Genomic DNA, 26123 nt, shown 5'->3' with positions numbered 1-26123 from the left:
CGCGGGTGGGTCAATGCAGTCAGGGGATCAGATGTCGAACAGCAGGCGCGATGGGTCTTCCAGCGCGTCCTTCATTGCCACCAGGCCCAGCACGGCTTCACGGCCGTCGATGATGCGGTGGTCATAGGACATGGCCAGGTAGTTCATCGGGCGGATCACGATCTGGCCGTTTTCCACGACAGCGCGGTCCTTGGTGGCGTGCACGCCCAGGATGGCCGACTGGGGCGGGTTGATGATGGGGGTGGACAGCATGGAGCCGAACGTGCCGCCATTGGAGATCGAGAACGTACCGCCAGTCATTTCTTCAATGCCCAGCTTGCCTTCTGCGGCCTTCTTGCCGAACTCGGCGATCTTCTTCTCGATGTCGGCGAAGCTCATCTGGTCTGCATTGCGCAGGATGGGCACCACCAGGCCACGGGGCGAGCCCACGGCGATACCGATGTCGAAGTAACCGTGGTAGACGATGTCGTTGCCGTCCACCGACGCGTTCAGCACCGGGTACTTCTTGAGGGCATGCACGGCGGCCTTCACGAAGAAGGACATGAAGCCGAGCTTGGTGCCGTGTTCCTTGGTGAAGCTGTCCTGGAACTTCTTGCGCAGGTCCATCACCGGCGCCATGTTCACTTCGTTGAAAGTGGTCAGGATGGCGTTGGTGGCTTGCGACTGCAGCAGACGCTCTGCCACGCGGGCGCGCAGGCGGCTCATGGGCACTCGCTGCTCGGGACGACCGCTCAGGTCTTCCTTGCCAGCGGGCGCTGCCACCTGGGGCAGTGCCTTGGAGGGCACACCAGTGGGGATCACGCTGGGAGCTGCGACAGCAGCCTTGGCACCACCGGCCACGGCGGCCAGCACGTCACCCTTGGTCACGCGGCCGTCCTTGCCCGAACCGGCCACGGCCGAGACAGACAGGTTGTTGTCGGCCAGCAGCTTGGCAGCGGCGGGCATGGCCACATCGCCCTTGGAGCCACCAGCGGCGGCAGGCGCTGCAGCAGGTGCAGGTGCAGCGGCAGCGGGGGCTGGTGCGGCAGCGGCAGGAGCTGCTGCAGCGGCGCCCGCTTTGCCTTCCGTGTCGATCTTGGCGATGAGCTGATCAGCCACCACAGTGGCACCGTCGCCCTGGATGATTTCAGACAGCACGCCAGCAGAGGGTGCGGGCACTTCGAGCACGACCTTGTCGGTTTCGATCTCGATCAAGATCTCGTCCACGGCCACGGCTTCACCGGGCTTCTTCTTCCAGTTGAGCATGGTGGCTTCTGCCACGGATTCGGACAGCTGGGGGACTTTGACTTCTACGATAGCCATTTTGAATTCTTTCGGTAGGGGTTCTGTTCTGTGTTCGTTCGGGTAGCTGGCCTTACTTGGTCAGGACAAAACCCTTGAGCTTGGCGAATGCTGCATCCACCAGCGCCTTTTGCTGCTCCTGGTGCAGGTGGGCATAACCCACGGCAGGCGAAGCAGACGCGGCGCGGCCTGCGTAGCCCAGCTTCTGGCCATCGAGCATGTTCTCGTGGATGTTGTGCTGGATGAAGAACCAGGCACCCTGGTTTTGCGGCTCGTCCTGGCACCACACCACATCCGTCGCGTTGGGGTACTTCTTGAGTTCGGCCCCAAATGCCTTGTGGGGGAACGGGTAGAGCTGTTCCACACGGATGATGGCCACGTCTTCGTCTTCGCGTTCGGTGCGCTTCTTCACGAGGTCGTAGTACACCTTGCCCGAGCACGCGATCACGCGCTTGACCTTGGCGGCCTTCTTCACGATGGCTTCGTTCTGCTCGGGAATCACCGTCTGGAAGCTGCCCTTGGTGAACTCGGACAACGGCGAGGTGGCGTCCTTGTTACGCAGCAGCGACTTGGGCGTCATGATGATCAGTGGCTTGCGCAGGTCGCGCACCATCTGGCGGCGCAGCACATGGAAGATCTGGCTGGCCGTGGTGGGCTGCACGATCTGCATGTTGGTGTCGGCCGCCAGCTGCATGAAGCGCTCCAGGCGGGCCGAGCTGTGCTCAGGACCCTGGCCTTCATAGCCGTGCGGCAGCATCAGCGTAATGCCGTTCACACGGCCCCACTTCACTTCGCCGGAGGCGATGAACTGGTCGATCACCACCTGGGCGCCGTTGGCGAAGTCGCCGAACTGTGCTTCCCAGATCACCAGGGTGTTGGGATCGTTCGATGCATAGCCGTACTCGAAGCCCAGCACCGCCTCTTCGGACAGGATGGAGTCGATCACGACAAACGGGGCCTGGTTGTCGGCCACGTTCTGCAGCGGCACATAGGTGCCGGCATCCCACTTTTCGCGGGCCTGGTCGTGAATCACGGCATGGCGGTGGGTGAAGGTGCCGCGTCCGCAGTCTTCACCCGACAGGCGCACCGGGTAGCCGCTGGCCACCAGGGACGCGAAGGCCATGTGTTCGCCCATGCCCCAGTCCACATTGATTTCGCCACGGCCCATGGCAGCGCGGTCATCGTAGACCTTCTTCACCAGTTGGTGCGGTGTGACGCTGGCAGGAATGGTGGTGAGCTTTTCGGACAGGCGCTTCCATTCCGTCAGTGGAATCGCGGTATCGCCCGCATCGGTCCACTTCTTGCCCAGGAAGGGCGACCAGTCCACCGCGTACTTGCTCTTGAAATTGGTCAACACCGGATCGACGGTGTGCTTGCCCGCATCCATGGCAGAGCGGTACGCCTTGACCATGTCGTCGCCCAGCGTCGCACCCAGGCCCTGAGTGGCCAGCTTGTCGGCGTACAGCTTGCGGGTGCCGGGGTGGGCCGCAATCTTCTTGTACATGAGTGGCTGGGTCAGCGAGGGCGTGTCCTGCTCGTTGTGGCCCAGCTTGCGGAAGCAGGTGATGTCCACCACCACGTCCTGGCGGAACTCCATGCGGAATTCCAGCGCCAGTTGGGTGGCCAGCACCACGGCTTCGGGATCATCACCGTTGACGTGCAGCACCGGCGATTCGACCATCTTCACGATGTCGGTACAGAACGCGCTGGAGCGCATGTCGCGCGGGTCCGAGGTGGTGAAGCCGATCTGGTTGTTGATGATGATGTGCACCGTGCCGCCCGTGGTGTAGCCACGGGTCTGCGCCAGCGCCAGGGTTTCCTGGTTGACGCCCTGTCCGCCAAATGCGGCATCGCCGTGCACCAGCACGGGCAACACCTGGCTACCCCGGGGGTCATCACGGCGGTCCATGCGGGCGCGCACCGAACCTTCCACCACGGGGTTGACGATTTCCAGGTGAGAGGGGTTGAACGCCAGCGACAGATGGACCGGGCCGCCGGGGGTGGATACGTCCGAGGAGAAACCCTGGTGGTACTTCACGTCGCCCGCTGGCAGGTCTTCCGGAGCAGTGTGGTCAAACTCGGCAAACAAGTCGGCGGGCATCTTGCCCAGCGTATTGACCAGCACATTCAGGCGGCCACGGTGGGCCATGCCGATGACGATTTCCTGGATACCTTTGGAGCCTGCTTGCTGGATCAGCTCGTCCATGGCGGCGATGAAGCTTTCGCCCCCTTCGAGGGAGAAACGCTTCTGGCCGACGTACTTGGTGTGCAGAAAACGCTCCAGGCCTTCAGCGGCCGTCAGGCGGTCGAGAATCTGCTTTTTCTTTTCCGCGCCGAAGCTGGGCTTGCTGCGGATGGTTTCGAGTTTTTCCTGCCACCAGCGCTTCTGGTTCTGGTCGGTGGCGTACATGTACTCGGCGCCGATGGAGCCGCAGTACGTTTCGCGCAAGGCATTGATCAGCTCGCGCAGCGGCATGGATTCCTTGCCGAAGAACGTGTTGCTGGTGTTGAACACGACTTCCTGGTCGGAATCGCTGAAGCCGTAAAAAGAGGGTTCGAGTTCGGGAATCGCAGGGCGCTCGGTGCGCTTGAGCGGGTCCAGATCGGCCCAGCGCGCGCCCACATTGCGGTATGCGGCGATCAGCTGCTGAACCGCGGTACGCTTGCGGCCCAGTTCCGAGTCCGCGCCGGTGGCGACGACCACCTTGGTACCGCCCTGCTTTGCACGCTCGGCAAAGGCATTGATCACCGGCAGATGGGGAACGTCCTTGGCATTGCTGCCATCCACTGCGGGCACATTTTGCAGTGCATCAAAGTACTCGCGCCAGTTGTCTGGCACGCTACCTGGGTTGGCAAGGTAGTTTTCGTACATCTCTTCGACATAGGGCGCATTGCCGCCGAAGAGGTAAGTGTTGCCTTGGTAGGCTTGATAGACGGATGTCGTATCGCTCATATTCCGCTGACCTCCGCTTTCCTTGGGAAAGCATTAGCTGGTTGAGAAACCTTCCGCGACACGGCTGAACCGATTGGCGGATGCGACTGTGGCTGGGGAAGGGCCTTGGTACGGGCGGTATTGTGCCACCGAACGGGCGATCGCCCAAAGGAAGGGGCATGCGCGCACCCACGACAGGCCGCCGACAAATTGACGTCAGTGGGCCTCGCGTACATTCCGGGTATCTCATTGCCTCCACGCGACATGACACCCAATCACCTCCAAGACAAAGCCTTCCTGCTGCTGCTGATCGCCGTGACCATCGCCTTCGGAGCCATCCTCTGGCAGTTTCACGGCGCTGTTTTTTGGGGCGTGATTCTGGCCATCCTGTTTGCCCCGCTGCATCGCAAACTACTCAAGCGCATGCCCAAGCGCCCCACCCTGGCAGCCCTGTGCACGCTGGGGCTTTGCCTGGTCATCGTCATCCTGCCCATGACCGCCATCACCGTGTCGCTGGTTCAGGAGGCCAGCGTCATTTACGAACGGGTGCGCTCAGGCCAGCTCAATTTCGGGCTCTATCTGCAGCAGGTGATCGCAGCCCTGCCTGCGTGGGCCGCCAATCTTCTGGAGCGACTGAATCTCACCAGCATCGGTGAGTTGCAGCAAAAACTCTCCTCCGTTGCCGTACAAGCCAGCCAGTTCGTCGCAACACAAGCGCTGAGCATTGGTCAGAACACGCTGGAGTTCCTCGTCGGCTTCGGCATCATGCTGTACCTCCTGTTTTTCCTGCTGCGCGATGGCGCCAGCCTGGCCCGCCGGATTGGCCATGCGACCCCACTGGACGATGCCCATAAACGGCAGCTGGTCAGCAAGTTCACCACCGTCATCCGAGCCACCGTCAAAGGCAACATCGTGGTGGCGGCATCTCAGGGGGCCCTGGGCGGCCTGATCTTCTGGGTGCTGGGCATCCAGGGCCCGGTTCTGTGGGGGGTACTGATGGCCTTCCTGTCACTGCTGCCTGCTGTGGGCGCAGGCCTGATCTGGGTACCGGTGGCCATCTACTTCCTCGCCACCGGGGCCGTGTGGCAGGGTGCGGTGCTGACCGCATTCGGGATCGGCGTGATTGGCCTCGTGGACAACGTCCTGCGCCCCATCCTGGTCGGCAAGGACACCAAGATGCCGGACTACATCGTGCTCATCTCCACACTGGGAGGCATGGGACTTTTCGGCCTCACAGGCTTTGTCATTGGCCCCGTCATCGCTGCGCTGTTCATTGCCAGCTGGGACCTTTTTGCCCCGAACCAAACAGACTCCACGGCCAGTCCGTGACGCGCAACACGCCCCCTCCTACAGGGGCGCCTGCAAAACACACGCCGGAAAAGACAAAGGCCTCCGCGAGAGAGGCCTTTGGAAATGCACACCAGACGCTGCGTAACGCATCGGGTGCGCGTTGTCGATGTGTTTGACCACGAACTGGATCTTCGGTCGCTCGGTTTCGGTGAGATCAATCCAGCGGTCACCGGACGGCCTGCGTACCACCCGGCCGTACTGCTCAAGCTCCACATTTGCGGCTACCTCAACCGTATCCAATCGAGCCGCCGCCTGGAGCGCGAAGCCCAGCGCAATGTCGAGCCGATGTGGCTGACCGGACGCCTTGGGCCGGACTTCAAGATCATTGCGGACTTCCGTCGGAGCAACGGCGCTGGCATCTGCAACGTCTGCAAGCGCTTCATTGCCATGTGCCGACAGTTGGCCGACCAAGCCGCCGCCCAGTTGATCCACCTTGAAGACCCCGCCACCGTATCGGTCGCGAATACTGACAACGTTTGCCACCGCGTGCAAGCGCCGGAGCCTGCCCCCTCCCCAACGCTCCGCCGCAGGCTATAGTCCATCACGCATTCGTTCAGGCGCCTGCGCTTGCCGTCACCAGGGTCCGCCCCCCAAAAACGGCACCCGGATTCACAAAAACGGCACCCAGCCCGACAACCAAATCATTGGACTGCCAAGATGACGAATGTTCTCAGCGAAAAGAAGCGACTTTCACTGGCAGCGCTTTACCACCGGATGCCCATCGAGGAGCTGGAGGACCGAATCGCCAAGGGCATGCTTGCGGCTCCGACCATGGCCATTGCGCAAGAGGTTTTGAACAGCAGGCTCGAACATGTAGACCCAGCTCCCGAGCCAACCAGCTCATCCAACCGTGGCGGGGATCAAGGCTCCGTTGTAGGAACTGCCATGTTGAAGATATTGGCGGCGGGATTGAGCTGGCTGGTGCTGCCTGAACATATGGCTGCGCTGGTGACGATGGTGGCAGTTTGCTGGGTGGTGGCAGGGCTGGGCAAGGCGCTCCCCCGTCTCGGGCTGACCATTGGCATTGTGTTTGCCATAGTGCCTGTGGGTCTCTTGCTCTGGGCATGGCAGACCGGAGCCCTGGTTATGCGGGGCGGAGACTACAAGCCCCTCGGCGCCATGCTGACGTGGCTTGTATTGGTCGTAGCGTTCGGATTATTCTGGTCACTTGCCAGCTTGCTTATCTTCGGCTCTCGCCACAAAGGTTCGTGGAGGCACTTGCATGGCGAACTCGACAACGTGAGCGATGAACAGGCAGACACCGTAAGGGGGCGACGCTGATGGATTGCGTTTCTGCGTAGCTCCGCCACAGAAAACAGCCCGCCCGGCTTCGCGCACGGCGGGCTTTTTCATGTGCAGGCGGCGCATGCATTCGCCGCCGGTGGCCTTACGCGTGGGAAGGGATGAAGATCAGTACATCCCATTTCCCCGTCCCAGCCGGTGTGCGCATGGCCACCCTTGGCAACCTCCACGGCGTGCGCGTCACTGAAATCAATGACGGCCCGGAGGCCACAGCCTCGGACACTGATGCGGCTGTCTTTTCACCTCAACACCCCGGTGCTTGTCACCAAGATTGATACGGCCATCGGTAAAGCGGGAGAGCCGGGCACGCTGGCCGCCTCGCTCAACGCCATCAAGGAACAAGCCCGCCCCAAGCCGGTCATCGTGCGGGTGGAAAATAGCGTGAGCGCCGACGATGAAGAGAAGGCGGCCGACCAAGCCGTGAAGGTCATCGGCCCCCACAGGCAAAAAAAAGACCGGACTGCAAGCGCTGCTGTCGGCGCAGGCTGAGCCGGGCGTGAGGCCGCGCATCCTGGGCACCCCGGTCCTGGACCGCCAAGCCGTGACAGATGCCATGGTTGCCGTGGCCCGGAAGCTGCGCGCCATGGTCTACGCTGCCGCGCAGGGCGACACCATCAGTGAAGCCCAGGCCTCCCGCAACTACTTCGGAGCCAGCGAGCTGATGCTGCTGCGGCCCAACTGGAAGGCCCTCAAAACCGGCGCGGGCGTTCTGGAATCGCCCGCCGCAGCCCGTGTACTAGGGTTGCGCACCGCTTCGACACCGAGCAGGGTTGGACCAGGCCGAGCGCGACGTGCGCGAGCTGAGCGGCAGGATTCCTACCGAAATCACCAACATGATGACGGCGGCCGCACGCATGGAGATGCCTACCGACAAGCTCAGGGAATTCACCTTGATAGCATCGGAGCTGGCCACAGCGCTCGACGCGGTGCCCGATGAAAGCCAAACAAACACGCGAATTTGTAGATGTGTCGGTTGGGATAGGGAGCGATGGAGTCACAGAGCAAACTGAGCTTCAAAGAATCGAAGAAGCCCACGCTATCGCAGCAAGTTGACTTACTTTGCGGAACACCGATCATGGTTGCGGAACAAGCGCAATCAACGGAAGCGGCGAATACATCAACTGTGATAGCAAACAAAAAGGCCCTGTATTGCTACAGGGCCTTGAATGGGTGGTAGGACGTACAAGATTCGAACTTGTGACCAACGGATTAAAAGGGGCCTGAAACCCCTTATTTTTCAACAACTTAGCTCGTCTTCGCTCGCTAAACATCGCAGTCACTCGCCAATGTTTTCACGTTGTACTGACCGCGATGTAAGCCGGCAATCGGTCACTAGCCGTAGGCCTGAGCACGTCCGATGCGTCACTTAATCTTGAAACGTGGCGGGCCCGGGTACATGCGGAGCCCTTTCATGGACATCCCAGGATTGATGACGGTCGGTGCATACAAAATCGGCTCGCTCTTCGGATCGGGATGAAAGATAAAGCTGTTCGACTTTCCTTGGTGCTCTGGCAACTGGAAGTTGTGGAGAACGGTGGTCATGACGTTCTCACCTACCAATCGGCTCCACTTCGATGTATCGAGCACGGCGTCCCGCATAAATCTTGCGGCGGTTTCTGGCGCCGGTATGGCCGAGGGACTACCTATGTCTCGCATAACCCTAATCAAATTCCTGACCATCTTCTTGTAGATTCCGGAATCGAGATGCTCCCCGAGAGGGAGGAAGGCGAATGTCTTCCCATCGGGCAGCGTCTGCGTAAACTGGGAAAACGTCGGGAATGGCTTTGCGCTCGGTTTTCGAGTCTGAGGGTCGATCTGATTGGTTAAGGCGACGCTCCACGGCCGGTCGACGGTGCCATGCATCTGTGCGCCCCAAAGATCAAGGCAAACCGTCAGCCCGCGATTCGGCGCAGAGAGCTGCACGATCCGCTCGTCCAAAGCGGCCTTAAGCGTGTCTATGGCATCTTGCACCCCAGTGCAATCCAGAATTTGATCCGCGATCCACTCATCAGTTCGTTGCGAGCCGATTAATGCAATTCCGGTATACGCGATCGCGGCACGGCCATGAAACACTATCGCCTTGTTGGCTGTTTCGTCAAAAACTCGACCGTCAGGCCACGTAAGTCGCCGATCGGAGACTTGAACGATGTATTTGGGGGTAAGGCAGCTAAGAATGAGGGTCATTGGTCAAACGAGCTGGTGTCACTTGGATGTGGGAGCACCCGCACACACTCCGCGGCATAACGTCTGAATTTACCGGACTCGCGGCTTTTCGCGCAGGTCCGGTGGAATGATGGGTTAGCACTCATCCGCGGGCTGGAATGAAGCTTCCCGTAATTAACAATTGATCTACTTCTTTGAGCAAGGCAACAACGGAGTTAATTGCAGCACTTGTAGTCTTGTAATTGGTAGGCAAGTCGTTGCCATCCTTTAACCCAAAATGGGCCCCATAGTTCTTTTCAAATAATGCATCGCATTTTCCATTGTTGTGAATGAACAGGTGACGCATTTCCAGATGTTTTAATGCCGCATCCTTCGTGACTTGCGTTACTACGATCTTTGTATGCCCAAGAATTTTGTCGAATAATTTCGTCGTGCTACGCTCGTCTTCAAGACGACGGAACGTTGTGTCTATCATCTTCTGTGCAATCGCTTGATATGAGCCAAGGGCAACCAACTCATGAAACTGAAGCGAATTGCCTTGAACTTTTCCCACGACAGCCAGTGGATCCTTGGCGTACATCTCTTCAAGAACGCCTCTTAAATACTCCCCGAAGTACCGATACAGAATAATAACGGCGTGTTCAAAGTTGAGGGATTTGGAAAAATTAAAAATCCGAGGTGCGTGGTTAACTGGGTGCTTCAGATGGCTGTATTTCGCATGTGTTTTCCCAAGCGCTCCGAGGATCGTGCCACCTGCTGCAATCTTTGCTTTTGTGGTGTCAAGCGCGTAAGAAACGGAGAGATCAACAGCTTGCACGTGCTGTTCGAGTTGCTCGATTCGATTTCTGAAGCGCTGGTAGCTTGTAGATTCGGCCATGAGAGTTCCTGAGTGTTAACGTAATGTAGACCGCACCAAGCCGCAGGCCATATCTGGCGCTTGCGGTCTAAATTGGCACAAGAAAACGCGGAAAGGAGCTTGTAGCCTAGCTTGACGGCACATATACCGTATAAAAAAAAGTACAAATTTAGCCATGAAACCCGCCTCCCTCCAGTTTTTCGCGCCACACGGTTGCTGGACCAGGTCCGTGAGCGAATTCGTTACAAGCACTATAGCCTGCGCACCGAGCAGGCCTACGTGCAATGGGTGCGCATGTTCGTGAAATTGCACGGCTTGCGGCATCCACGAGACATGGGGCAGCTGGAAATCGAAGGTTTTCTAGCCATGTTGGGTAACAAGCGGCGGGTGTCCTGAAAGCCGCTGCCGCAGGAATCGCCAGCCCGTTGGACTTCTTGGCCTCGCACTTGCGGCCTGGCTGAATGACGGCTTTGGAGCTTCTAGCTGGATGGCTGCTCAGGGTCGATTCCCGCCGGTGGCAGTGACCACCACTCACGGTTTGCATAGTGTCTGGTGGCGAGGTCGAGCTTAAAGTAGTGGTGTGAAAAAAGACTACGGAAAACTCACCGCAGACCAATTCCAAGAATTCATCCAAATTCTTCCGGAGGTTTTCGCCAAGCTGCGAGAAGCAGATGAACTGTTGGCTCTCACGCCCAAGGCGAGATTCGACAAGGTGTTTCCAGGAGACTGGGGCGACTACAGCCATTTGTATGAGTTGCCATTCGACGAACACCTTAGCTGGGTGGTCCTCGCCCTGAACAGACAAGAGGAAGTGAGGGACGTTGCCAGTTCTTCCGATCCGCAGGAAGCCGCCCTCGCAATGCTGAGACAGCGTGATGAAGTCGAGGACAAGCCCCAGCACGAAGCGTTCACCGACGAAGAAGTGTTGACACTGATTTACTCCTTGAACCGGACCATGCAAAGCATGGCAACCTATGGACGGAGTATCTCTAGCCTGCTCCAGGACCTGCGCGAAAACAACGATCACGACTCATTGTTCAAGGCGATTCGTATGGATCGAACAGTCATCGGCTGTCCGACGGCAATGCGGCATCTTGCCAGGGCTCAAATCCGAAGCGACAAGCGGTTCTTCAAACACTTGCAAGCCGCGCTCAAAGGCCCATCCAAAAAACCCATGATCGGCCTGGAGCCCATGCGCTATGTCCTGCTGATGCTTCGCGAAATGGGCCTGAATGATCTATCCGAAAAAGACTTGGAACACCTGATGGTGGACCTGCTCAAGGTGTACCCCCGTGCACCGGGTGCCGCCAAAAACCTCAGCGCCCAATACCAGCGCTCAAAGAAAATTAAAACCATCTGAAATCGCGATTTGAGATGGTCGTCCAGATGGCCGTCGATGTATTCAATCCATAACCGTTCCAGGAAGCCAAAGTGGCATGCCTGGCGCGGTTAAAGGATGGAATTCATGTCGAAGCGAAACTCTGGTGGCGAGGCCACGAAGTACCCACAAACCCCAAACCAGGCCGCGTCGGATTCGATGGGGGCGCGCGGAGCGCGCACCGGCGAATCCGATGCGGAAGGTATTGCAGGTGCGGCGCCTAGTAACACAGCACCTGATAACAGCAAATTCCACTACCAACCCTTGCGATGGGGCGTGGATAGTTTGTACCTCTCTTACCCCGGCGTTCTCTCGCCGGATCGCGTTTCTCAACTGCGCCACCTCAAATCCATAGCCCAAGGGCCAAACCATGAAGCGGCGAAAGCCCAATTGCAGTTGGGCTCCCATGTCTTCGAGGTCAAAGACAAAAGCTCAGGCTTGTTCGCTTTCACCCTGGTAGATGGCTCGTACATGATCCGCCTGGGTGCTGGCAAGTCCAAGCAGTTGCCCATGGCCTATGTCCAGGTCTCCAGCCAACTCTTGAGCCACAAGGGGCCGATGGAGATTGAATCGGAGTTGCGGGACCTCCTGCGTCAGCTCGGGGAAGTTCACGCCCCGAAGGTCAGTCGGGTCGATCTGTTTCTCGATTTCGCGTGCGATCTGAGCATGGAAGGCTGGAACCGAGAAGCGTGGGTCACTCGGGCTTGTGCCGTCAACCAGTACGCGGAAGACAAGACGTTTACCGGCTGGACCATCGGGGCCGGTGGCGCTCTCATGGCCCGGCTGTATCACAAGCTCCTGGAGTGCAAGAAAAGCGGGAAGGAATACCTGCTCGACCTCTGGGCGCGAGCCGGATGGGATCAAGAGATGCCCGTCTGGCGCTTGGAATTCCAGTTCAAGCGTGAAGTCTTGGTGCAACTGGACTTGGACACCCTGGGCTCTGTGATGGAAAACCGTGCGGGCCTGTGGAGCTATGCGACCACGGAATGGCTGCGTCTGTGCCTCCCTACAGAAGCGGATAACACCCGCAGCCGCTGGCCTGTCCACCCCCTGTGGATGGCTGTTTCATCGGTGGATTGGGGGGTGCAAGGCGGCCCGTTGCTGCGCAGCTACCAGGCTCTGCGGGCCCCTTCCCTGTCATGGCTCGGTGCTCGCACTCTCTCGGCCTATGCTTCCATCGGGGCGATCACAGGGATCACGGACTTCGATGCGGCGGCGCTTGAGGCCAAGAAGCACGCGTACGACGTCCTAGGCAAGCAGAATGGGGGCGGCTTGAGTGGGGTTGGCGATGAGCAGTTCTTTCGCGAGAAAGTCGAGGCCCTCACACGCCTCTACAACACTCGCATGAATCCAGCGTTGCCGCCTGCGCCTGAGCCCTACCAGCACAACGAGTACGAACGCCAGTCACGAGGCTGACCATGGAAGAAACCGGCCTGCCCTTGCCTGCGGCCCGCTGTCTGTCCAAAGAACAGGCCGCTGCCTATCTCGGTATTGGCGTCACGCTCCTGGCGCAACTGGACGTGCCTTGTGTGCGTTTTGGAAGGCGTTGTGTATACGACAGGGTTGACCTCGATGCCTGGCTCGAAGACCATAAGGGCGAGCGAAGGCGGGCCGGAAAGGAGAAACAGATATGGCCCGTAATGAAGGTGTCTACAAGCGGCCAGACTCCGGCCACTGGTGGATCAATGCAACGCTCCCCAACGGCAAGCGCATACGCCAAAGCTCTGGGACTGCCGACCGAGCCGACGCGGAAGCGTATTTAGCCAAACTCAAGCTGGATGCGTACCGGGAAACCCACTTTGGGATCAAACCGGAACGTACCTGGCAAGAGGCTGTGATTCGGTACCTTGAACTCAAAAGGACGCTGAAGAGTTTTTCGGATGTGCAACGGATTTGCCGCCATCTGGACCGCTACCTGGGCGATGCTTCACTCAGACAGATCAATGGTGATCTGATCTGGAGCGTCGTGCAGGGCGAGCTCAAGAAGGGCAACAAACCCGCCACGGTGAACCGTTATCTCGCCACGGTGCGCAGCCTTCTTCGGATGGCCCGCGACGAATGGCAGTGGATCGACACCATGCCGAAAATCCGTCTGCTGCCTGGCGAGGTCGAGCGGGATCGGTGGTTGACGCGGGAGGAAGCGGATCGGTTGATTCGTGCATGCCCGCCTCATCTGGCGGCCCTGGTGCGGTTTGCCCTGGCAACGGGGTGCCGAGCGTCCGAGATCAAAGGCCTGGAGTGGAATCGTGTGGATCTGAGCCGGGGCACGGCTTGGCTCAATCACACGAAGAACGGCACGCCACGGGGAGTGCCCTTGAATGAAGATGCGATAGAAGTCTTGGAAGAACTGCTAGGCCAACACCCGCGCTTTTGCTTCACCTACCAGGGCAAGGCGATTGCGTGGGAGTTGACGAACTCAGCATGGCATGCGGCGCTGGCGGCTGCTGGCATTCAGGATTTTCGGTTCCATGACCTGCGGCACACGTGGGCTTCATGGCATCGGCAAGCGGGAACGTCTTGCGATGAGCTCAAGGACTTGGGCGGCTGGAAATCTCGGGTGATGGTAGACCGTTATGCGAAGTACGCCACGGAACATCTGGCGGTTGCAGCTAGTCGGATTCAGCGCCTACGGGATGAGAACGTGGTGAACCTTGTCACGTTTTCGTCACGGCCCAAAGAGAAAAGGGCCTAGCCTCTTCGGCTAAGCCCTTGATATCTCTGGTAGGACGTACAAGATTCGAACTTGTGACCAACGGATTAAAAGTCCGCTGCTCTACCAACTGAGCTAACGTCCCGACCGATTGCATCAATCCAGACTGATCAGACTGCTGCAAAGCCTCGGATTATAGCGTCTTTTTTGACCCCAACTTGGAAGTTGTCGCAAGTTTGTCGAGCACCCACCCAGCAGCGCACTGCCCGAAGGTGGCCGTGACCGCGACCACCGAGCCATAGCCATGGCAGTTCAAAGTGCCGTCGCCCTGGATGTTGCAGGACGCATCGGGAGGAGCCACAGCTTCACGGCTGAACACGCAGGTCACACCGATCTTCTTGCCCTCGCGCGGTGCGCGGTGGTGCTTGCGCATCTGGTAGCGCAACTGCGCCAACAGAGGGTCATGGGTCGTGTAGGCCAGGTCATCCACATCGACCTTGTGGGCCTGGCGCTTGCCACCGGCAGCGCCGACAGCAATGTGCAGAACACCTGCAGATTGCGCCCATGCTGCGATAGCCACCTTGGCCCGCACCTGGTCACAGGCATCGATGACCGCATCAACTGGGGTCGTCAACAACCCAGGCCAGTTGCCAGGCTCCACAAACTCCTCAATGCAATGAATGGTGCACGCCGGATGGATCTGGGCAATACGGTCCCGCATCGCCAGCACCTTGGCCTGGCCCACCGTATCTGTCAGCGCATGAATCTGGCGGTTGATATTGGACTCGGCGACATGGTCCAGATCGACCAGGGTGATCTGGGCCACGCCGCTGCGCGCCAGCGCCTCTGCGGCCCAGGACCCCACCCCGCCAATGCCGATGACGGCAACATGAGCGCGGCGGATTCTCGCCACGCCTTCCACGCCATACAACCGCGCCAACCCACCAAACCGGCGCTCCAGTGAAGCCTCAGACTCTTGCGGCAAAGGCAACCCCGGCGAAACGATCTCGCCCGGCATTACTTCAAGCGGGACAGACGCTCTTTGGCAGCGACAGCCGCCTCAGATTGTGGGTAGGCGCGAACCAGATCTTCCAGCGTCTTGCGTGCGGTGCGCGTGTCCTTGAGTTCGATCTGGCAGTTGGCAATCGACAAAGCGGCCTCCGGAGCCCGGGCATGGCCGGGCGCGTCCGCCAGCATTTGTTTGAAGTTACCGATGGCATCCTTGTACTCCCGCGTGGCGTACTGGGCGTTGCCAAGCCAGAAGCGCGCTGATGGCACAAAACCGCTGCGCGGATACTGACGCACAAATCCCGCGAATGCCGTGCTGGCCTCGGGGAATTTGCCGGATCGGAAGACCGCAAGTGCGGCCTCGAAATCCCGCTTTTCTGCAGGATCCGCCTGAAACTCCTTGCCATCCACCGCCACCTTGACGGGCTCGAACTGGCGAAGCCGCTCATCCACCCCTTGGGCGATGTCCTTCTGGCGTCGCTGAAGGTCGCCCACGTCGCGCAGCAGCTGCTCGTTTTGGCCATTAAGCTTGGCCTGCTCAGCCCGCAGAGTCTCTATCTGCGTCTGCAGATCCAGAAGGCTGCGGCGCAGCTGGGCATTTTCTTCACCCAGCTTGCGCAGTTCCTCGGCAGAGCGCTGGCTGGACATTTGCAGACCATCCACGCGCTGGCGCATTTCCAGGATGGCCCGGCGTGCCTCGCCATCCTCAAAAATGGCCGCCTGGGCCGAGGGCAGCAAGGCCACCGACAACGCGGCAGCCGCCAAGAGCCGAAGAGGGAACACCACGGCAGCGGTTCGCATCAACGGTAGGACAGTTCAGCACGGCGATTCTTCGCGTGCACATCTTCTGTACCACCCTGGGCTGCGGGCTTCTCCTTGCCAAAGCTCACAGCTTCCACCTGGCTGTCCGGTACGCCCAGCAGGCCCAGCGAACGGCGCACAGCCTCGGCACGCTTTTGGCCCAGTGCCAGGTTGTACTCGCGACCACCACGTTCATCGGTGTGGCCTTCGATCATGACCTTGCGGTTGGGGGTTGCCTTGATGAAACGGGAATGCGCTTCGATCACGGACTGGAACTCGGGCTTGATGACATAGCTGTCGTAGTCGAAGTACACGATGCGCGCCACGCCCACGGGGCCTGCGCCATCGCGGCCGGATTGTCCCAGATCCACACCGGCCACGCCGCTCTGAGACGTATTGCCAGAGTTGGCACCGCTGTTGGCACCGCCCATGGTGGACGTTGCGTTTTTGTCTTCGACGGGAACATCGTCCAGCTTCACGCCAGAGCTGCAGCCGGCGACCAGCGCAACAACGGTAAGGGCAAGGGTAAAACGTTTGATCATCCAAATTTCTCCTGAAGGCTTGATAACTGAAAATGTCGATAAGTTCATTGCTTTTGAAACGGACCCCAGTCGGGTTCGCGCAGATCGCCCGCCTGCCCTGCAAGGCGGGCCTTGATCTTGCCGTCCAGCGTGGTGGTCATCAGTGCCTCACGCCCCTGCTGCTGGGTGGCGTACACGATGAGGCGGCTGTTCGGGGCAAAGCTCGGGTTTTCGTCGGCCATGGTGTCGGTCACGGCATTCACGGTGCCTGTGGACAGGTCCATCACGTGCAGCTTGAAAGCCCCGCCCACGCGGGAGATATAGGCCAGCCAGCGCCCGTCCGGACTCACCGTGGGCGAGATGTTGTAGGTGCCCGTGAAGGTTACGCGCTCGGCGTTTCCGCCCGAGGTACCTACCTTGTAGATCTGGGGGGCGCCACCACGGTCACTAACAAAAAAGATGCTGCGGCCATCGCCCGAGAACACCGGCTCGGTGTCAATGCCGGAGCTCTGCATCAGGCGACGAGGCTCACCGCCATTCGCGTCGATGGTGTAGAGCTGCGAGCCACCGTCGCGGCTCAGCGTCACCGCGAGCGAACGCCCGTCCGGTGCCCAGGCAGGCGCACTGTTGGAGCCCCGGAAGTTGGCAATCAGGCGGCGACGGCCTGACGCCACGTCGTGCACATAGACCACCGGCTTGCGGGATTCGAAGGACACATAGGCCAGCTGCCCTCCATTGGGCGACCAGGCGGGGGAAATGATGGGCTCCGGGCTCGACAGCGCCGATTGCGCGTTCTCGCCATCGGCATCGGCCACCCACAGGCTGTAACGGGGGCCCGTCTTGGTCACATAGGCGATGCGCGTTGAGAAAACGCCGCGCTCGCCCGTGAGCTTTTCGTAGATGAAATCGGCAATGCGGTGTGCCACCAGGCGCAAGTCGCCCTGGGTCACGACAAAACTCTGCCCTCCCAGGTCCTGCCCCTTGACCACGTCCCACAGCCGAAAGCGCACATCAAAACGCCCGTCGGCCAGCCGCGTCACGCTGCCCGTGGCCAGCGAGTCGGCACTTTTTTGCCGCCACAGCGCTACATCGGGACGGGCGGTTTCGTCCAGTGCCGCGCCCGCAGCGTCGATGGCGCGAAACTGGCCACTGCGCTCCAGATCGGCCTGGATGATGGCCGCAATCTTCTGGGGGGCTTGTGCCTCGCCCCGGAAGGGGGCAATGGCGATGGGCAACTGGGTGAGACCCACGCCCGTCACCTCGACGCGAAACTGCGCCAGGGCCGGAAGGGAGGGGGTTGCAATGAGCGCGGCCAAAAGCTGGCGGCGCAAGGGAAGCGGCGAAGCCGCAAAGGAGAGGTGTTTGGAGATTCGATCTGTGGTCATTGGCATCCAGCAGTGGCCGAACAAATGCCGAAGGGCAACCCTGAATGGTACACACAGCGGTAAACCCCCTGTGACAAACTGTGCCTCCACATGTGCTTCATGTGCACCATATCCGGTTGGGCTGGGTATGCGCCTTGGGCACAGACTGCGGCCCCAAGGAGCACAACCTTAGAATCCGGGCCACATGCATGCCACCGACACGGGCTCTACGCCTGCCCACGCCCCCTCCTCGCCACCCGCCAGCCTGACCACGCGCCTGAAGCGGCTGTCCGTCTATTTCGGCGGCCAGCGGCTGGCCTGGGGCCTGGCGATTGCCGCCACCCTCGTGGGGGCAGTGACCGAACCCCTCATCCCGGCCCTGCTGCAGCCCCTGCTGGACCAAGGCTTCACCCAAGGGAGCCTGGAGCTGTGGATGGTCCCTCTTGCCATTCTGGGGATCTTCTTCGTGCGCGGGCTTGCCCAGTTTGTGGGCCAGTACGCCCTCGCGCGCATCGCCAATGAAGGCATGCTTACCCTGCGCACTTCGTTGTTTGAACGGGTGCTTGCCGCAGAAATGGGCCTGTTCAGCCGCCAATCCGCCAGTGCGCTGTCCAACACCGTGGTCTATGAAGTCCAGACCGGGTCAACACTGCTCGTGCAGGCGCTGATGGGGATTTCGCGCGACGGATTCACGCTGGTCGCGCTCCTGTTCTACCTGCTCTACCTGAACTGGCAGCTGACCCTGATCGTGGCAGTGGTGGTGCCCGGCGTCGCCTGGATCATGAAGACGCTGTCCAAGCGGCTTTACCACCTCACCAAAAGCAGCCAGCAGGCCACGGACGAACTGGCCTATGTGGTGGAGGAAAACGTGCTGGCTCACCGCATGGTTCGGCTGCACGGTGCCCAGGAGAGCCAGGCCCGGCGCTTTGAGGGCCTCAGCCACAGCCTGCGGCGACTGGCCATCAAATCCACGATTGCATCCGCAGCCATGACACCACTGACCCAGCTGCTCGCCGCAGCCGCACTGTCGGTGGTGATCTGCATCGCACTCTGGCAGAGCCGTGGGGCCGTGGATGCCAAGGGTGTCACGGTGGGGGGCTTTGCCGCCTTCATCACGGCCATGTTGATGCTCATCGCCCCCATCCGGCGCCTGGCCGATGTTGCCAGCCCCATCACGCGCGGCGTGGCGGCGCTGGAGCGCGGCCTGGCCCTGCTGGGCGAGACCGGCGCCGAAAGTGGCGGCCAGTACCGCACCGATCGGGTCCGGGGCGAGCTGGCGCTGGAACGGGTCACGGTGTCCTTCGGGCCGGACCATGCGCCTGCCCTGGACCAGATCAGCCTGAAAGTGGCGCCCGGTGAAATCGTGGCACTTGTTGGCCCGTCCGGTGCAGGCAAGACCACACTCGTCAACCTTCTGCCGCGTTTTATTGCACCGGTAGAGGGCAACATCCTGGTCGATGGTCATCCCGTTCAGGACTGGGACTTGGGGTCGCTGCGCTCGCAGTTTGCAATGGTGAGCCAGGACGTGGTCATGTTCAACGACACCATTGCAGCCAATGTGGCACTGGGAACCACGGTGGACGAACAACGGGTGCACGAATGTCTGGAAGCCGCGAACCTGGCAGGGCATGTCGCGGGACTGCCGCAGGGCATCCACACCATCGTCGGCCACAACGCCACGCAACTGTCGGGCGGGCAGCGCCAGCGGCTGGCCATTGCACGGGCCCTGTACAAGGATGCCCCCATCCTGATCCTGGACGAAGCAACCTCAGCGCTCGACACCGAATCCGAAAGGCTGGTGCAGGACGCCCTGCAGCGCCTGATGCAGGGCCGCACCACGCTGGTCATTGCGCACCGCCTGTCCACCATCGAACATGCCGACCGCGTGGTTGTCATGGAACGGGGTCGCATTACCGAACAAGGTACCCACAGCGCACTGATGGCGCAAGGTGGGCTGTATGCCCGTCTGCAGGCGCGTCCAGCCGTTGGCGGCGCCGCGCCAGAGTAGCCCTCGGCGACAGCAGGCTACCTGCTGTTTACCACTTGCCCCGGTTGGGCTGGCGCCGCCGAATGGCGGCAGCAATTTTCTCGGCAGACTCCGTGCGGCTCACACGCAAGGCGAAATCGGCGGCAGTCAAACCCAGCTGGTTCTTGAGCGTAGGGTCTGCGCCCTCGTCCAGCAAAAGCTGCACCGCTTCAATCGAGCCATAGTGCGCGGCCATCATGAGTGGTGTGGTGCCGTTGGGCGAGGTGGCATCGATGTAGGCATGGTTCTCCAGCAGCAGCGAGATGATGACCGCATGCTGCGGCGAGCCCGCCGATGCCGCATAGTGCAGCGGCGCCCAGCCGGTCTTGTTCACATCGGCCTCTCGGGCGATCAGCGCCTTCACCGCATCCACGTTGCCCTTGATCGCGGCGATCATGAGCGGGCTCTCGTCCTGGGCATTGCGGGCTTCCACATTCACCTGGCGCGAGGCCAACAGTGCTGCAAAGGCCTTGTTGGCACCGTTCTGCAAAGCCAACGTGAGCCCCACCTGCCCCTTGGGGTCGCGCGTGTTGGGGTCAAAACCCCGGCGCAGCAATGCAGCGATCGCATCGCCATCGTCTCGCAGGATGGCTACAAAAAAATCTTCATAAGCACCCGCCCAGGCCCGGGCAGACACCAGGCCCAACGCCACAGCAGCCAAGGCAGAACGTCGTTGCAGGCTCATGCCATCACCCCCGGGAACAAGCGGTCGAAATTGCGGCTGGTGGCCTCGGCGACCACTTCCAGCGCCAGGCCCTTGGTCTCTGCCACCTGCCGGGCCACATGGGGCACGTACGACGGGTTGTTGGTCTTGCCACGGTAAGGCACCGGGGCCAGGTAGGGGCTGTCGGTCTCGATGAGCATGCGGTCCAGCGGCACAAAGGCCACCACGTCGCGCAGCTCCTGCGCGCTCTTGAAGGTGACGATGCCCGAGAACGAGATGTAGTAGCCCCGATCCAGCGCGGCGCGCGCCACCTGCATGGACTCGGTAAAGCAGTGGAACACGCCGCCCGCCTTGTTGCCCGCACCGTCCTCGCCCTCTTCCCGCAAGATGGCCAGCGTGTCATCCGACGCGCTGCGCGTATGGATGATGAGGGGCTTGCCACAGGCGCGTGCCGCGCGGATGTGAGTGCGGAAACGGTCGCGCTGCCACTCCAGGTCAGCAATGCTGCGCCCGCCTTTGCGTTCTTCCATACCGTAGTAGTCCAGGCCGGTCTCGCCAATCGCCACCACGCGGGGCAAGGCCGCGCGGTCCAGCAGGTCCTGCACGCTGGGCTCGGTCACGCCCTCGTTGTCGGGGTGCACGCCCACGGTGCTCCAGAAGTTGTCATGGGCCAGGGCCAGGGCGTGCACGCCCTCGAACTCTTCCATGGTGGTGCAGATGCACAGGGCCCGGGTGACCTGCGCCTCGGCCATGGCCTGGCGGATGGCGGGCAACTGGCTGACCAGTTCCGGGAAGTTGAGGTGACAGTGCGAATCAGTGAACATGTGATGAAAAACAAAAATGCCGACCAGCCAGCGCGGGTCGGCACGGGGGCAGCGGCGGCGCGGTCAGATGGTCTGGGTAGGACGGTCCGAGCCCAGCGCAGTTCCCAGCAGTTCCTCGATCTTGGCCTTGAGCTGGCGGGATTTTTCGTCCTTGGGGAACTGGATGCCCACGCCCTGGGTGCGATTGCCTGCCGCGCGGGCCGGCGTCACCCAGGCCACGCGGCCTGCCACGGGATAGCGCTGGGTGTCGTCGGGCAAGGTCAGCAGCACATACACATCGTCGCCCAGCTTGTAGTCACGCTGGGTGGGTACAAAGATGCCCCCTTCGGCAAAAAAAGGAATGTAGGCGGCATAAAGCGCGGCCTTTTCCTTGATGGCCAGCTGCATGACGCTGGGACGGGGCGCGGTGGATGGACTGCTCATGGGTGGGGGTGCGACTTAGTGTCTGGAGTGTAGGGTGTTTCGCGCCTGGGCGACAAGCGCCTCCAGCATGAGCCCGCCATTGAACGGATGGTCTGCCGTGCGCGCGGCCTTGGACAGCGCGCGCGACCAGCGCGTGAGCGCGCCCAGCGGCGGTGCCTTGGGCAGGTCGGCCGACGCAAAGTAGCGTGGCGCAGCGCCCACGCTGGCGGCCAGCAGGTCGTGGCAGAGCTTTTGCAGCGCGTCGATCACCTGGGCCGGAGCCCAGTCGCCCAGCGCCGTCACATCGCCCCGCGCCACGGCCTGGGGCAAGGCGGACCAGGCCTGCGGGCTGCGGCCCGACTGGGCCAGCGCCAGGGCGTCCTCGGGCCGCCCGCCTGCTGCACGCAGAAACGACGCTGCAGCATCCCGGGCCACGCCCTGGGCCTGCAACCAGGCCAAGCTGTCGGCCTCCACAGGCCAGACCATGGTGTGGCCCAGGCAGCGGCTGCGAATGGTGGGCAGCAGTTGGTGCGCAGCCTCGCTGGCCAGCACAAAACGCACGTCGCCCGGCGGTTCTTCCAGCGTCTTGAGCAGCGCGTTGGCCGTGACATGGTTCATCTGTTCGGCCGGATAGACCAGCACGGCCTTGCCCTTGCCCCGCGCAGAGGTGCGCTGCGAGAACTCCACCGCATCACGCATGGCCTCCACGCGGATCTCGCGGCTGGGCTTGCGCTTCTTGTCATCGATGTCGGCCTGGGCCTTTTCCGACAGGGGCCAGCCCAGCGCCATCATCTGCACCTCGGGCATCAGCACGCACAGGTCGGCATGGGTGCGCACGTCGATGGCGTGGCAGCTGCCGCAGTGGCCGCAGGCGCCCTGCTCTGTCGGCGCATCGCACAACCAGGCACGGACCATTTCCAGCCCCAGGGCGTACTGCCCCAGGCCCGACGGCCCCTGCAACAGCCATGCATGGCCGCGCTGTGCCAGAAGGCTGGTGCGCTGTGCAGCGATCCAGGGTGCCAGAGTAACGGCGGCTTCGCTCATTGCGGCCCTCCCTGCGTGGCCACCATGATGGCCAGCCAGCCCTTGCGCACAAACACGCTGGTGAGCTGTTGCCACACGCGGTGGCGCTCCTGCGCTGCATCCAGGCGTGCAAAACGCTGTGGCGCCGCAGCGGCACGGTCGGCATAGCCCTGGGCCACGCGGCGGAAGAACTCGACCGGCTGGGCCTCGAAGCGGTCAGGCACACGCGCACCGGCTAGCCGCTCGGCCGCCACCTCGGGCGCCAGGTCAAACCAAACCGTCAGGTCGGGTTCACGCATCAAACTGGCCTCAGGCGCTAGTCCCGTCTGCGCCAAGCGCTCCAAAGTTGATAGCACACCCAGATCAAAGCCGCGCCCCGCGCCCTGGTAGGCAAACGTGGCGTCGGTAAACCGGTCGCACAGCACCACGTCGCCACGGGCCAGAGCGGGCTCGATCACATTGCGCAGGTGATCGCGGCGGGCGGCAAAGATCAGCAGCGACTCGGTGAGCGCATCCATGGGGTCGTTCAGGACCATCTCGCGCAGCTTTTCTGCCAGCGGCGTGCCGCCGGGCTCGCGGCTCACGGTAACCGTGCGGCCCTGGGTGCGGAACGCGGCCGCCAGGCCCTCAATGTGCGAGGACTTGCCTGCGCCGTCGATGCCTTCAAAAGTGATGAACAGTCCGGGTCGTGACATGGTGGCCTTGCTTGATTACTGCTGCCCGCGCTGATAGCGGTTGACGGCGCGGTTGTGCTCTTCCAGCGAGGCACTGAAGTGGCTGCTGCCATCGCCCTTGGCCACAAAATACAACGCGCGCGTGGCCTCAGGCTGCACGGCGGCCAGCAGCGCGGCCTTGCCGGGCATGGCAATGGGCGTGGGCGGCAGGCCGGGGCGGGTGTAAGTGTTCCAGGGGGTGTCGGTCTGCAGGTCGCGCTTGCGCAGGTTGCCGTCAAATTTTTCGCCCAGTCCGTAGATCACCGTGGGGTCGGTCTGCAGCAGCATGCCCACGCGCAGGCGGTTGACGAACACGCCCGCAATCTGGCCCCGGTCGCTGGCCTTACCGGTTTCTTTTTCAACGATGCTGGCCAGGATCAGCGCCTCGTCCGCCGACTTGAGCGGCGTGTCGGTCGCGCGCTGCGCCCAGGCGGCTTCGAGGCGGCGGTCCATTGCATGCATCGCCCGGCGCAGCAAGGCGATGTCGCTGGAGCCTTTGGCGTAGGTGTAGGTGTCCGGGAAGAAGCGCCCCTCGGGCGCCACGCCGGGGCGGCCCAGCTGGGCCATCAGCGCTTCGTCGGTCAGGGTTGCGGAGTCGCGCTTGAGTTGCTCTTCCTTGGCCAGCGCCTGGCGCACCTGGCGCCAATTCCAGCCTTCGACCAGGGTGAGTGCGCGCAGAGCCTCTTCGCCCCGGGCGAGCTTTTGCAGCAGGCTGATGGGCGTGGTGCCGGGCGGGATTTCGTAGTTGCCAGCCTTGATGGCGCGGTCTTGCCCCGAGACGCGGAACCAGGCGTAGAGCAGGCGCGCATCCGTCTTGACCCCGGCCGCCACCACATCGCGGGCCACGCCGCGCGGCGTGGTACCGGGCTCGATGGCCAATTCCAGCGGCTCGGGCCCCAGGTCCAGCGGCTGGTGCAGCCACCAGTAAGCGGCACCGCCCAGTGCGATCCCCACCAACACGATCAAAGCCAGTAAACGTCGCACAACCCTGCCGTCTGTATGTATGAAACAGGGCATCATAATTCAGCGATGACCTACCCCTTGAATGGCATTGCCCCCCTGTCCCACCTCGGCGTGATTCGCGTGGAAGGCGAAGACGCCGCCAAGTTTCTGCACGGCCAGCTTACCCAGGATTTCGCCCTGCTCGGCATGGACCAGGCCCGCCTCGCGGCCTTCCTATCGGCCAAGGGCCGGATGCAGGCCAGCTTCATTGGCTTCAAGCGCAGCGCCACCGAAGTGTTGCTGGTCTGCAGCCGCGACCTGCTGCCGCCCACACTCAAGCGCCTGTCGATGTTTGTGCTGCGCGCCAAAGCCAAGCTCACCGACGCCACCAACGACTTTGCCCTGTACGGCCTGGCCGGAGACGCCGTGCCCGGCGGCAGCCAACCCGCCTGGACCAAGACCGACACAGGCAGCGCGTCGGTGATCCATCTCTATCCCGCCAACGGCCAGCCCCGCGCACTGTGGGTGGCCCCGGCAGCAGACCCCGCCCCCACAGGCCCCGCACTGGACGAGGCGCTGTGGCGCTGGAGCGAAGTAAAAAGTGGCGTGGCCACGCTGACCACGCCCTTGGTCGAGGCCTTTGTGCCCCAGATGCTCAACTACGAATCCGTGGGCGGCGTGAATTTCAAGAAGGGCTGCTACCCCGGCCAGGAAGTGGTGGCGCGCAGCCAGTTTCGCGGCACGCTCAAGCGCCGCGCCTACATCGCCCACGCGGCGGCCGAGGTGGCCGTGGGTGCCGAGGTGTTCAACACAGCAGACCTGGAGCAGCCCTGCGGCACGGTCGTGCAGGTGGCACCCGCACCGGGCGGAGGTTTCGACACCATCGTGTCGCTGCAGATCAGCGCAGCGCAAGAAGGCAACTTGCAGGTAGGTGCGGCGGGCGGCGTGGCGCTGTCGTTGGGTCCCCTGCCCTACCCTCTGCTCGAAGATATTTGAACAAAAATGGGCTCTTGCGCTCGTCTATCAAGCGCAGGAAGCTCACTTTTTAATAGCAAATCACTGTAACTGCCGCGCCATCGCAATGTGCGCGATACCGGCTTCCTCATAGGGCTCACCCACCACGGCGAACCCCGCGCGGCGGTAAAAGCCCTCGGCGCTGCTCTGGGCGTGCAGCTGCACCTCGGTGTCGCCCCGGGCACGCGCCGCGTCCACCAGCGCATCCAGCAACTGTCGCCCCCATTGCGCACCACGCACCGAGCGGTCCACCGCCATGCGGCCAATGCGGCCCACGCCGGGTGAGGGCTGCAGCAGGCGGCCTGCAGCGATGGGCATGCCCAGCCGGTTGTAGAGCACGGCATGGCGGGCTGAGATGTCGTGGGTATCGGCCTCGACTTCGGCGGGAATGCCCTGCTCGTGCACAAACACCGCCGTGCGCACGCGGCCTGCGTCACGGCCCAGGGTGTTCCAGTCGCCGGTGCGCACCTCGGCCATCTCGGCGCCCGCTTCAAAGCCTTCAAAGATCGCGCGCAGTGCGGGCGGCACGGGGCGGGAGGTCTGCGTGGCCGGGTCGGCAAACACATAAACCAGTTCGGCCGAGATCAGTAGCCGGTCGCCACAGAAAATGCCTGCCGTGAACAGGCAGGACGAGTTGCCGATGCGCGTGGACCGCATACCCACGTCCAGCGTGTCATCGAGCCGCGCCGAGGCGTGGTATTCCACGGTGGCCTTTTTCACATACAGCTCGCCGCCCAGGGCCAGCAGGCTGGACTCATACGGCAATGCCAGCGCGCGCCAGTAGTCGGACATGGCCGTGTCGATGTACATGAGGTAGTGCGCGTTGAACACGATCTTTTGCATGTCCACCTCGGCCCAGCGCACGCGCAGGCGGTGGAAACAACGGAAGTCACTGCGTTGCATGGATTG

At 61.8% G+C, this 26123-nt stretch carries 24 protein-coding genes, 1 tRNA gene and 1 pseudogene; 10 read left to right on the top strand and 16 right to left on the bottom strand.

What is annotated here, in order from left to right; all coding sequences use genetic code 11:
* Positions 1-27: 27 nt before the first annotated feature.
* Together odhB and CBY09_RS18515 are read right to left on the bottom strand one after the other, a co-directional pair.
* Positions 28-1302: a 2-oxoglutarate dehydrogenase complex dihydrolipoyllysine-residue succinyltransferase gene (odhB, locus tag CBY09_RS18520; protein WP_094291034.1), complete on the bottom strand. Its 1275-nt coding sequence runs from the start codon at positions 1300-1302 to the stop codon at positions 28-30.
* A gap of 52 nt (positions 1303-1354) precedes the next feature.
* Entirely contained in the window at positions 1355-4234 is a 2880-nt protein-coding gene (locus CBY09_RS18515) for a 2-oxoglutarate dehydrogenase E1 component (protein WP_094291033.1), read from the bottom strand.
* Positions 4235-4477: 243 nt separating this feature from the next.
* Here CBY09_RS18515 and CBY09_RS18510 point away from each other — a divergent pair, with 243 nt between their 5' ends.
* From CBY09_RS18510 to CBY09_RS18495, 4 genes and pseudogenes are all read left to right on the top strand, one after another.
* On the top strand, positions 4478-5542 hold the full coding sequence (locus CBY09_RS18510; RefSeq protein WP_094291032.1) for an AI-2E family transporter: 1065 nt from the start codon (positions 4478-4480) through the stop codon (positions 5540-5542).
* 108 nt (positions 5543-5650) lie between these two features.
* Positions 5651-5965 (top strand): annotated as a pseudogene (locus tag CBY09_RS18505) (transposase); the annotation flags it as partial.
* A 255-nt stretch (positions 5966-6220) separates the two neighbouring features.
* A complete protein-coding gene (locus CBY09_RS18500) occupies positions 6221-6844 on the top strand; it encodes a hypothetical protein (RefSeq protein ID WP_133066306.1) in 624 nt (207 codons plus the stop codon).
* 246 nt (positions 6845-7090) lie between these two features.
* On the top strand, positions 7091-7354 hold the full coding sequence (locus tag CBY09_RS18495) for a hypothetical protein (RefSeq protein ID WP_094291030.1): 264 nt from the start codon (positions 7091-7093) through the stop codon (positions 7352-7354).
* Positions 7355-8227: 873 nt separating this feature from the next.
* Here the strand turns inward: CBY09_RS18495 and CBY09_RS18480 are convergent.
* Together CBY09_RS18480 and CBY09_RS23750 are read right to left on the bottom strand one after the other, a co-directional pair.
* Positions 8228-9049, bottom strand: a complete 822-nt coding sequence (locus CBY09_RS18480) for a hypothetical protein (protein WP_094291029.1) — start codon at positions 9047-9049, stop codon at positions 8228-8230.
* Positions 9050-9170: 121 nt separating this feature from the next.
* Positions 9171-9905: a hypothetical protein gene (locus tag CBY09_RS23750; protein WP_133066305.1), complete on the bottom strand. Its 735-nt coding sequence runs from the start codon at positions 9903-9905 to the stop codon at positions 9171-9173.
* A gap of 111 nt (positions 9906-10016) precedes the next feature.
* Between CBY09_RS23750 and CBY09_RS18475 the strand changes: the two genes are divergently transcribed.
* From CBY09_RS18475 to CBY09_RS18460, 4 genes are all read left to right on the top strand, one after another.
* Positions 10017-10280: a phage integrase N-terminal SAM-like domain-containing protein gene (locus CBY09_RS18475; protein WP_476692208.1), complete on the top strand. Its 264-nt coding sequence runs from the start codon at positions 10017-10019 to the stop codon at positions 10278-10280.
* A gap of 184 nt (positions 10281-10464) precedes the next feature.
* A complete protein-coding gene (locus CBY09_RS18470) occupies positions 10465-11244 on the top strand; it encodes a hypothetical protein (RefSeq protein WP_094291028.1) in 780 nt (259 codons plus the stop codon).
* A 105-nt stretch (positions 11245-11349) separates the two neighbouring features.
* A complete protein-coding gene (locus CBY09_RS18465) occupies positions 11350-12678 on the top strand; it encodes a replication initiation factor (RefSeq protein ID WP_133066304.1) in 1329 nt (442 codons plus the stop codon).
* A gap of 214 nt (positions 12679-12892) precedes the next feature.
* Positions 12893-13954 carry a tyrosine-type recombinase/integrase gene (locus tag CBY09_RS18460; RefSeq protein ID WP_094291026.1) on the top strand — a complete coding sequence of 354 codons (1062 nt, stop codon included), beginning with the start codon at positions 12893-12895 and terminating at the stop codon, positions 13952-13954.
* A 27-nt stretch (positions 13955-13981) separates the two neighbouring features.
* Here the strand turns inward: CBY09_RS18460 and CBY09_RS18455 are convergent.
* The 5 genes from CBY09_RS18455 to tolB form a co-directional block, all read right to left on the bottom strand.
* Positions 13982-14057 (bottom strand) — tRNA-Lys (locus tag CBY09_RS18455).
* Between the two features lie 48 nt (positions 14058-14105).
* Complete coding sequence (locus tag CBY09_RS18450) at positions 14106-14930, bottom strand: tRNA threonylcarbamoyladenosine dehydratase (protein ID WP_094291025.1); 825 nt, start codon at positions 14928-14930, stop codon at positions 14106-14108.
* Positions 14930-15721 carry a tol-pal system protein YbgF gene (ybgF, locus tag CBY09_RS18445; RefSeq protein ID WP_094291024.1) on the bottom strand — a complete coding sequence of 264 codons (792 nt, stop codon included), beginning with the start codon at positions 15719-15721 and terminating at the stop codon, positions 14930-14932. Before ybgF ends, CBY09_RS18450 begins: the two co-directional genes overlap by 1 nt.
* On the bottom strand, positions 15721-16263 hold the full coding sequence (gene pal, locus CBY09_RS18440; RefSeq protein ID WP_063460469.1) for a peptidoglycan-associated lipoprotein Pal: 543 nt from the start codon (positions 16261-16263) through the stop codon (positions 15721-15723). Before pal ends, ybgF begins: the two co-directional genes overlap by 1 nt.
* 44 nt (positions 16264-16307) lie before the next feature.
* Positions 16308-17627 carry a Tol-Pal system beta propeller repeat protein TolB gene (gene tolB, locus CBY09_RS18435; protein WP_094291023.1) on the bottom strand — a complete coding sequence of 440 codons (1320 nt, stop codon included), beginning with the start codon at positions 17625-17627 and terminating at the stop codon, positions 16308-16310.
* Positions 17628-17811: 184 nt separating this feature from the next.
* Here tolB and msbA point away from each other — a divergent pair, with 184 nt between their 5' ends.
* A complete protein-coding gene (gene msbA, locus CBY09_RS18430; protein WP_094291022.1) occupies positions 17812-19614 on the top strand; it encodes a lipid A export permease/ATP-binding protein MsbA in 1803 nt (600 codons plus the stop codon).
* A gap of 28 nt (positions 19615-19642) precedes the next feature.
* Here the strand turns inward: msbA and CBY09_RS18425 are convergent, their stop codons facing one another.
* The 6 genes from CBY09_RS18425 to mltG form a co-directional block, all read right to left on the bottom strand.
* The gene (locus tag CBY09_RS18425) at positions 19643-20317 is read right to left on the bottom strand and encodes an ankyrin repeat domain-containing protein (RefSeq protein ID WP_094291021.1); all 675 of its coding nucleotides are present in this window, start codon (positions 20315-20317) and stop codon (positions 19643-19645) included.
* On the bottom strand, positions 20314-21120 hold the full coding sequence (locus CBY09_RS18420) for a TatD family hydrolase (RefSeq protein WP_094291020.1): 807 nt from the start codon (positions 21118-21120) through the stop codon (positions 20314-20316). Before CBY09_RS18420 ends, CBY09_RS18425 begins: the two co-directional genes overlap by 4 nt.
* A gap of 63 nt (positions 21121-21183) precedes the next feature.
* Entirely contained in the window at positions 21184-21543 is a 360-nt protein-coding gene (locus CBY09_RS18415; protein ID WP_015013859.1) for a PilZ domain-containing protein, read from the bottom strand.
* A gap of 15 nt (positions 21544-21558) precedes the next feature.
* Positions 21559-22566 (bottom strand): DNA polymerase III subunit delta', encoded by a 1008-nt coding sequence (locus CBY09_RS18410; RefSeq protein WP_094291019.1) that lies wholly within the window; start codon positions 22564-22566, stop codon positions 21559-21561.
* Positions 22563-23240 (bottom strand): dTMP kinase, encoded by a 678-nt coding sequence (gene tmk / locus CBY09_RS18405; protein ID WP_094291018.1) that lies wholly within the window; start codon positions 23238-23240, stop codon positions 22563-22565. The genes CBY09_RS18410 and tmk overlap by 4 nt, the downstream gene beginning before the upstream one ends.
* Before the next feature lie 15 nt (positions 23241-23255).
* Entirely contained in the window at positions 23256-24242 is a 987-nt protein-coding gene (mltG, locus tag CBY09_RS18400; protein WP_420807460.1) for an endolytic transglycosylase MltG, read from the bottom strand.
* Between the two features lie 45 nt (positions 24243-24287).
* Here mltG and ygfZ point away from each other — a divergent pair, with 45 nt between their 5' ends.
* Complete coding sequence (gene ygfZ, locus CBY09_RS18395; RefSeq protein ID WP_094291016.1) at positions 24288-25196, top strand: CAF17-like 4Fe-4S cluster assembly/insertion protein YgfZ; 909 nt, start codon at positions 24288-24290, stop codon at positions 25194-25196.
* A gap of 60 nt (positions 25197-25256) precedes the next feature.
* Here the strand turns inward: ygfZ and CBY09_RS18390 are convergent, their stop codons facing one another.
* Positions 25257-26117 carry a YbgC/FadM family acyl-CoA thioesterase gene (locus CBY09_RS18390; RefSeq protein ID WP_094291015.1) on the bottom strand — a complete coding sequence of 287 codons (861 nt, stop codon included), beginning with the start codon at positions 26115-26117 and terminating at the stop codon, positions 25257-25259.
* Positions 26118-26123: the final 6 nt, after the last annotated feature.

This window comes from Acidovorax kalamii (genome assembly GCF_002245625.1).
GTDB lineage: Bacteria > Pseudomonadota > Gammaproteobacteria > Burkholderiales > Burkholderiaceae_C > Acidovorax > Acidovorax kalamii.
Note: the sequence above shows the minus strand (reverse complement) of the source record. Positions and strands in the feature narration are given on the sequence as shown.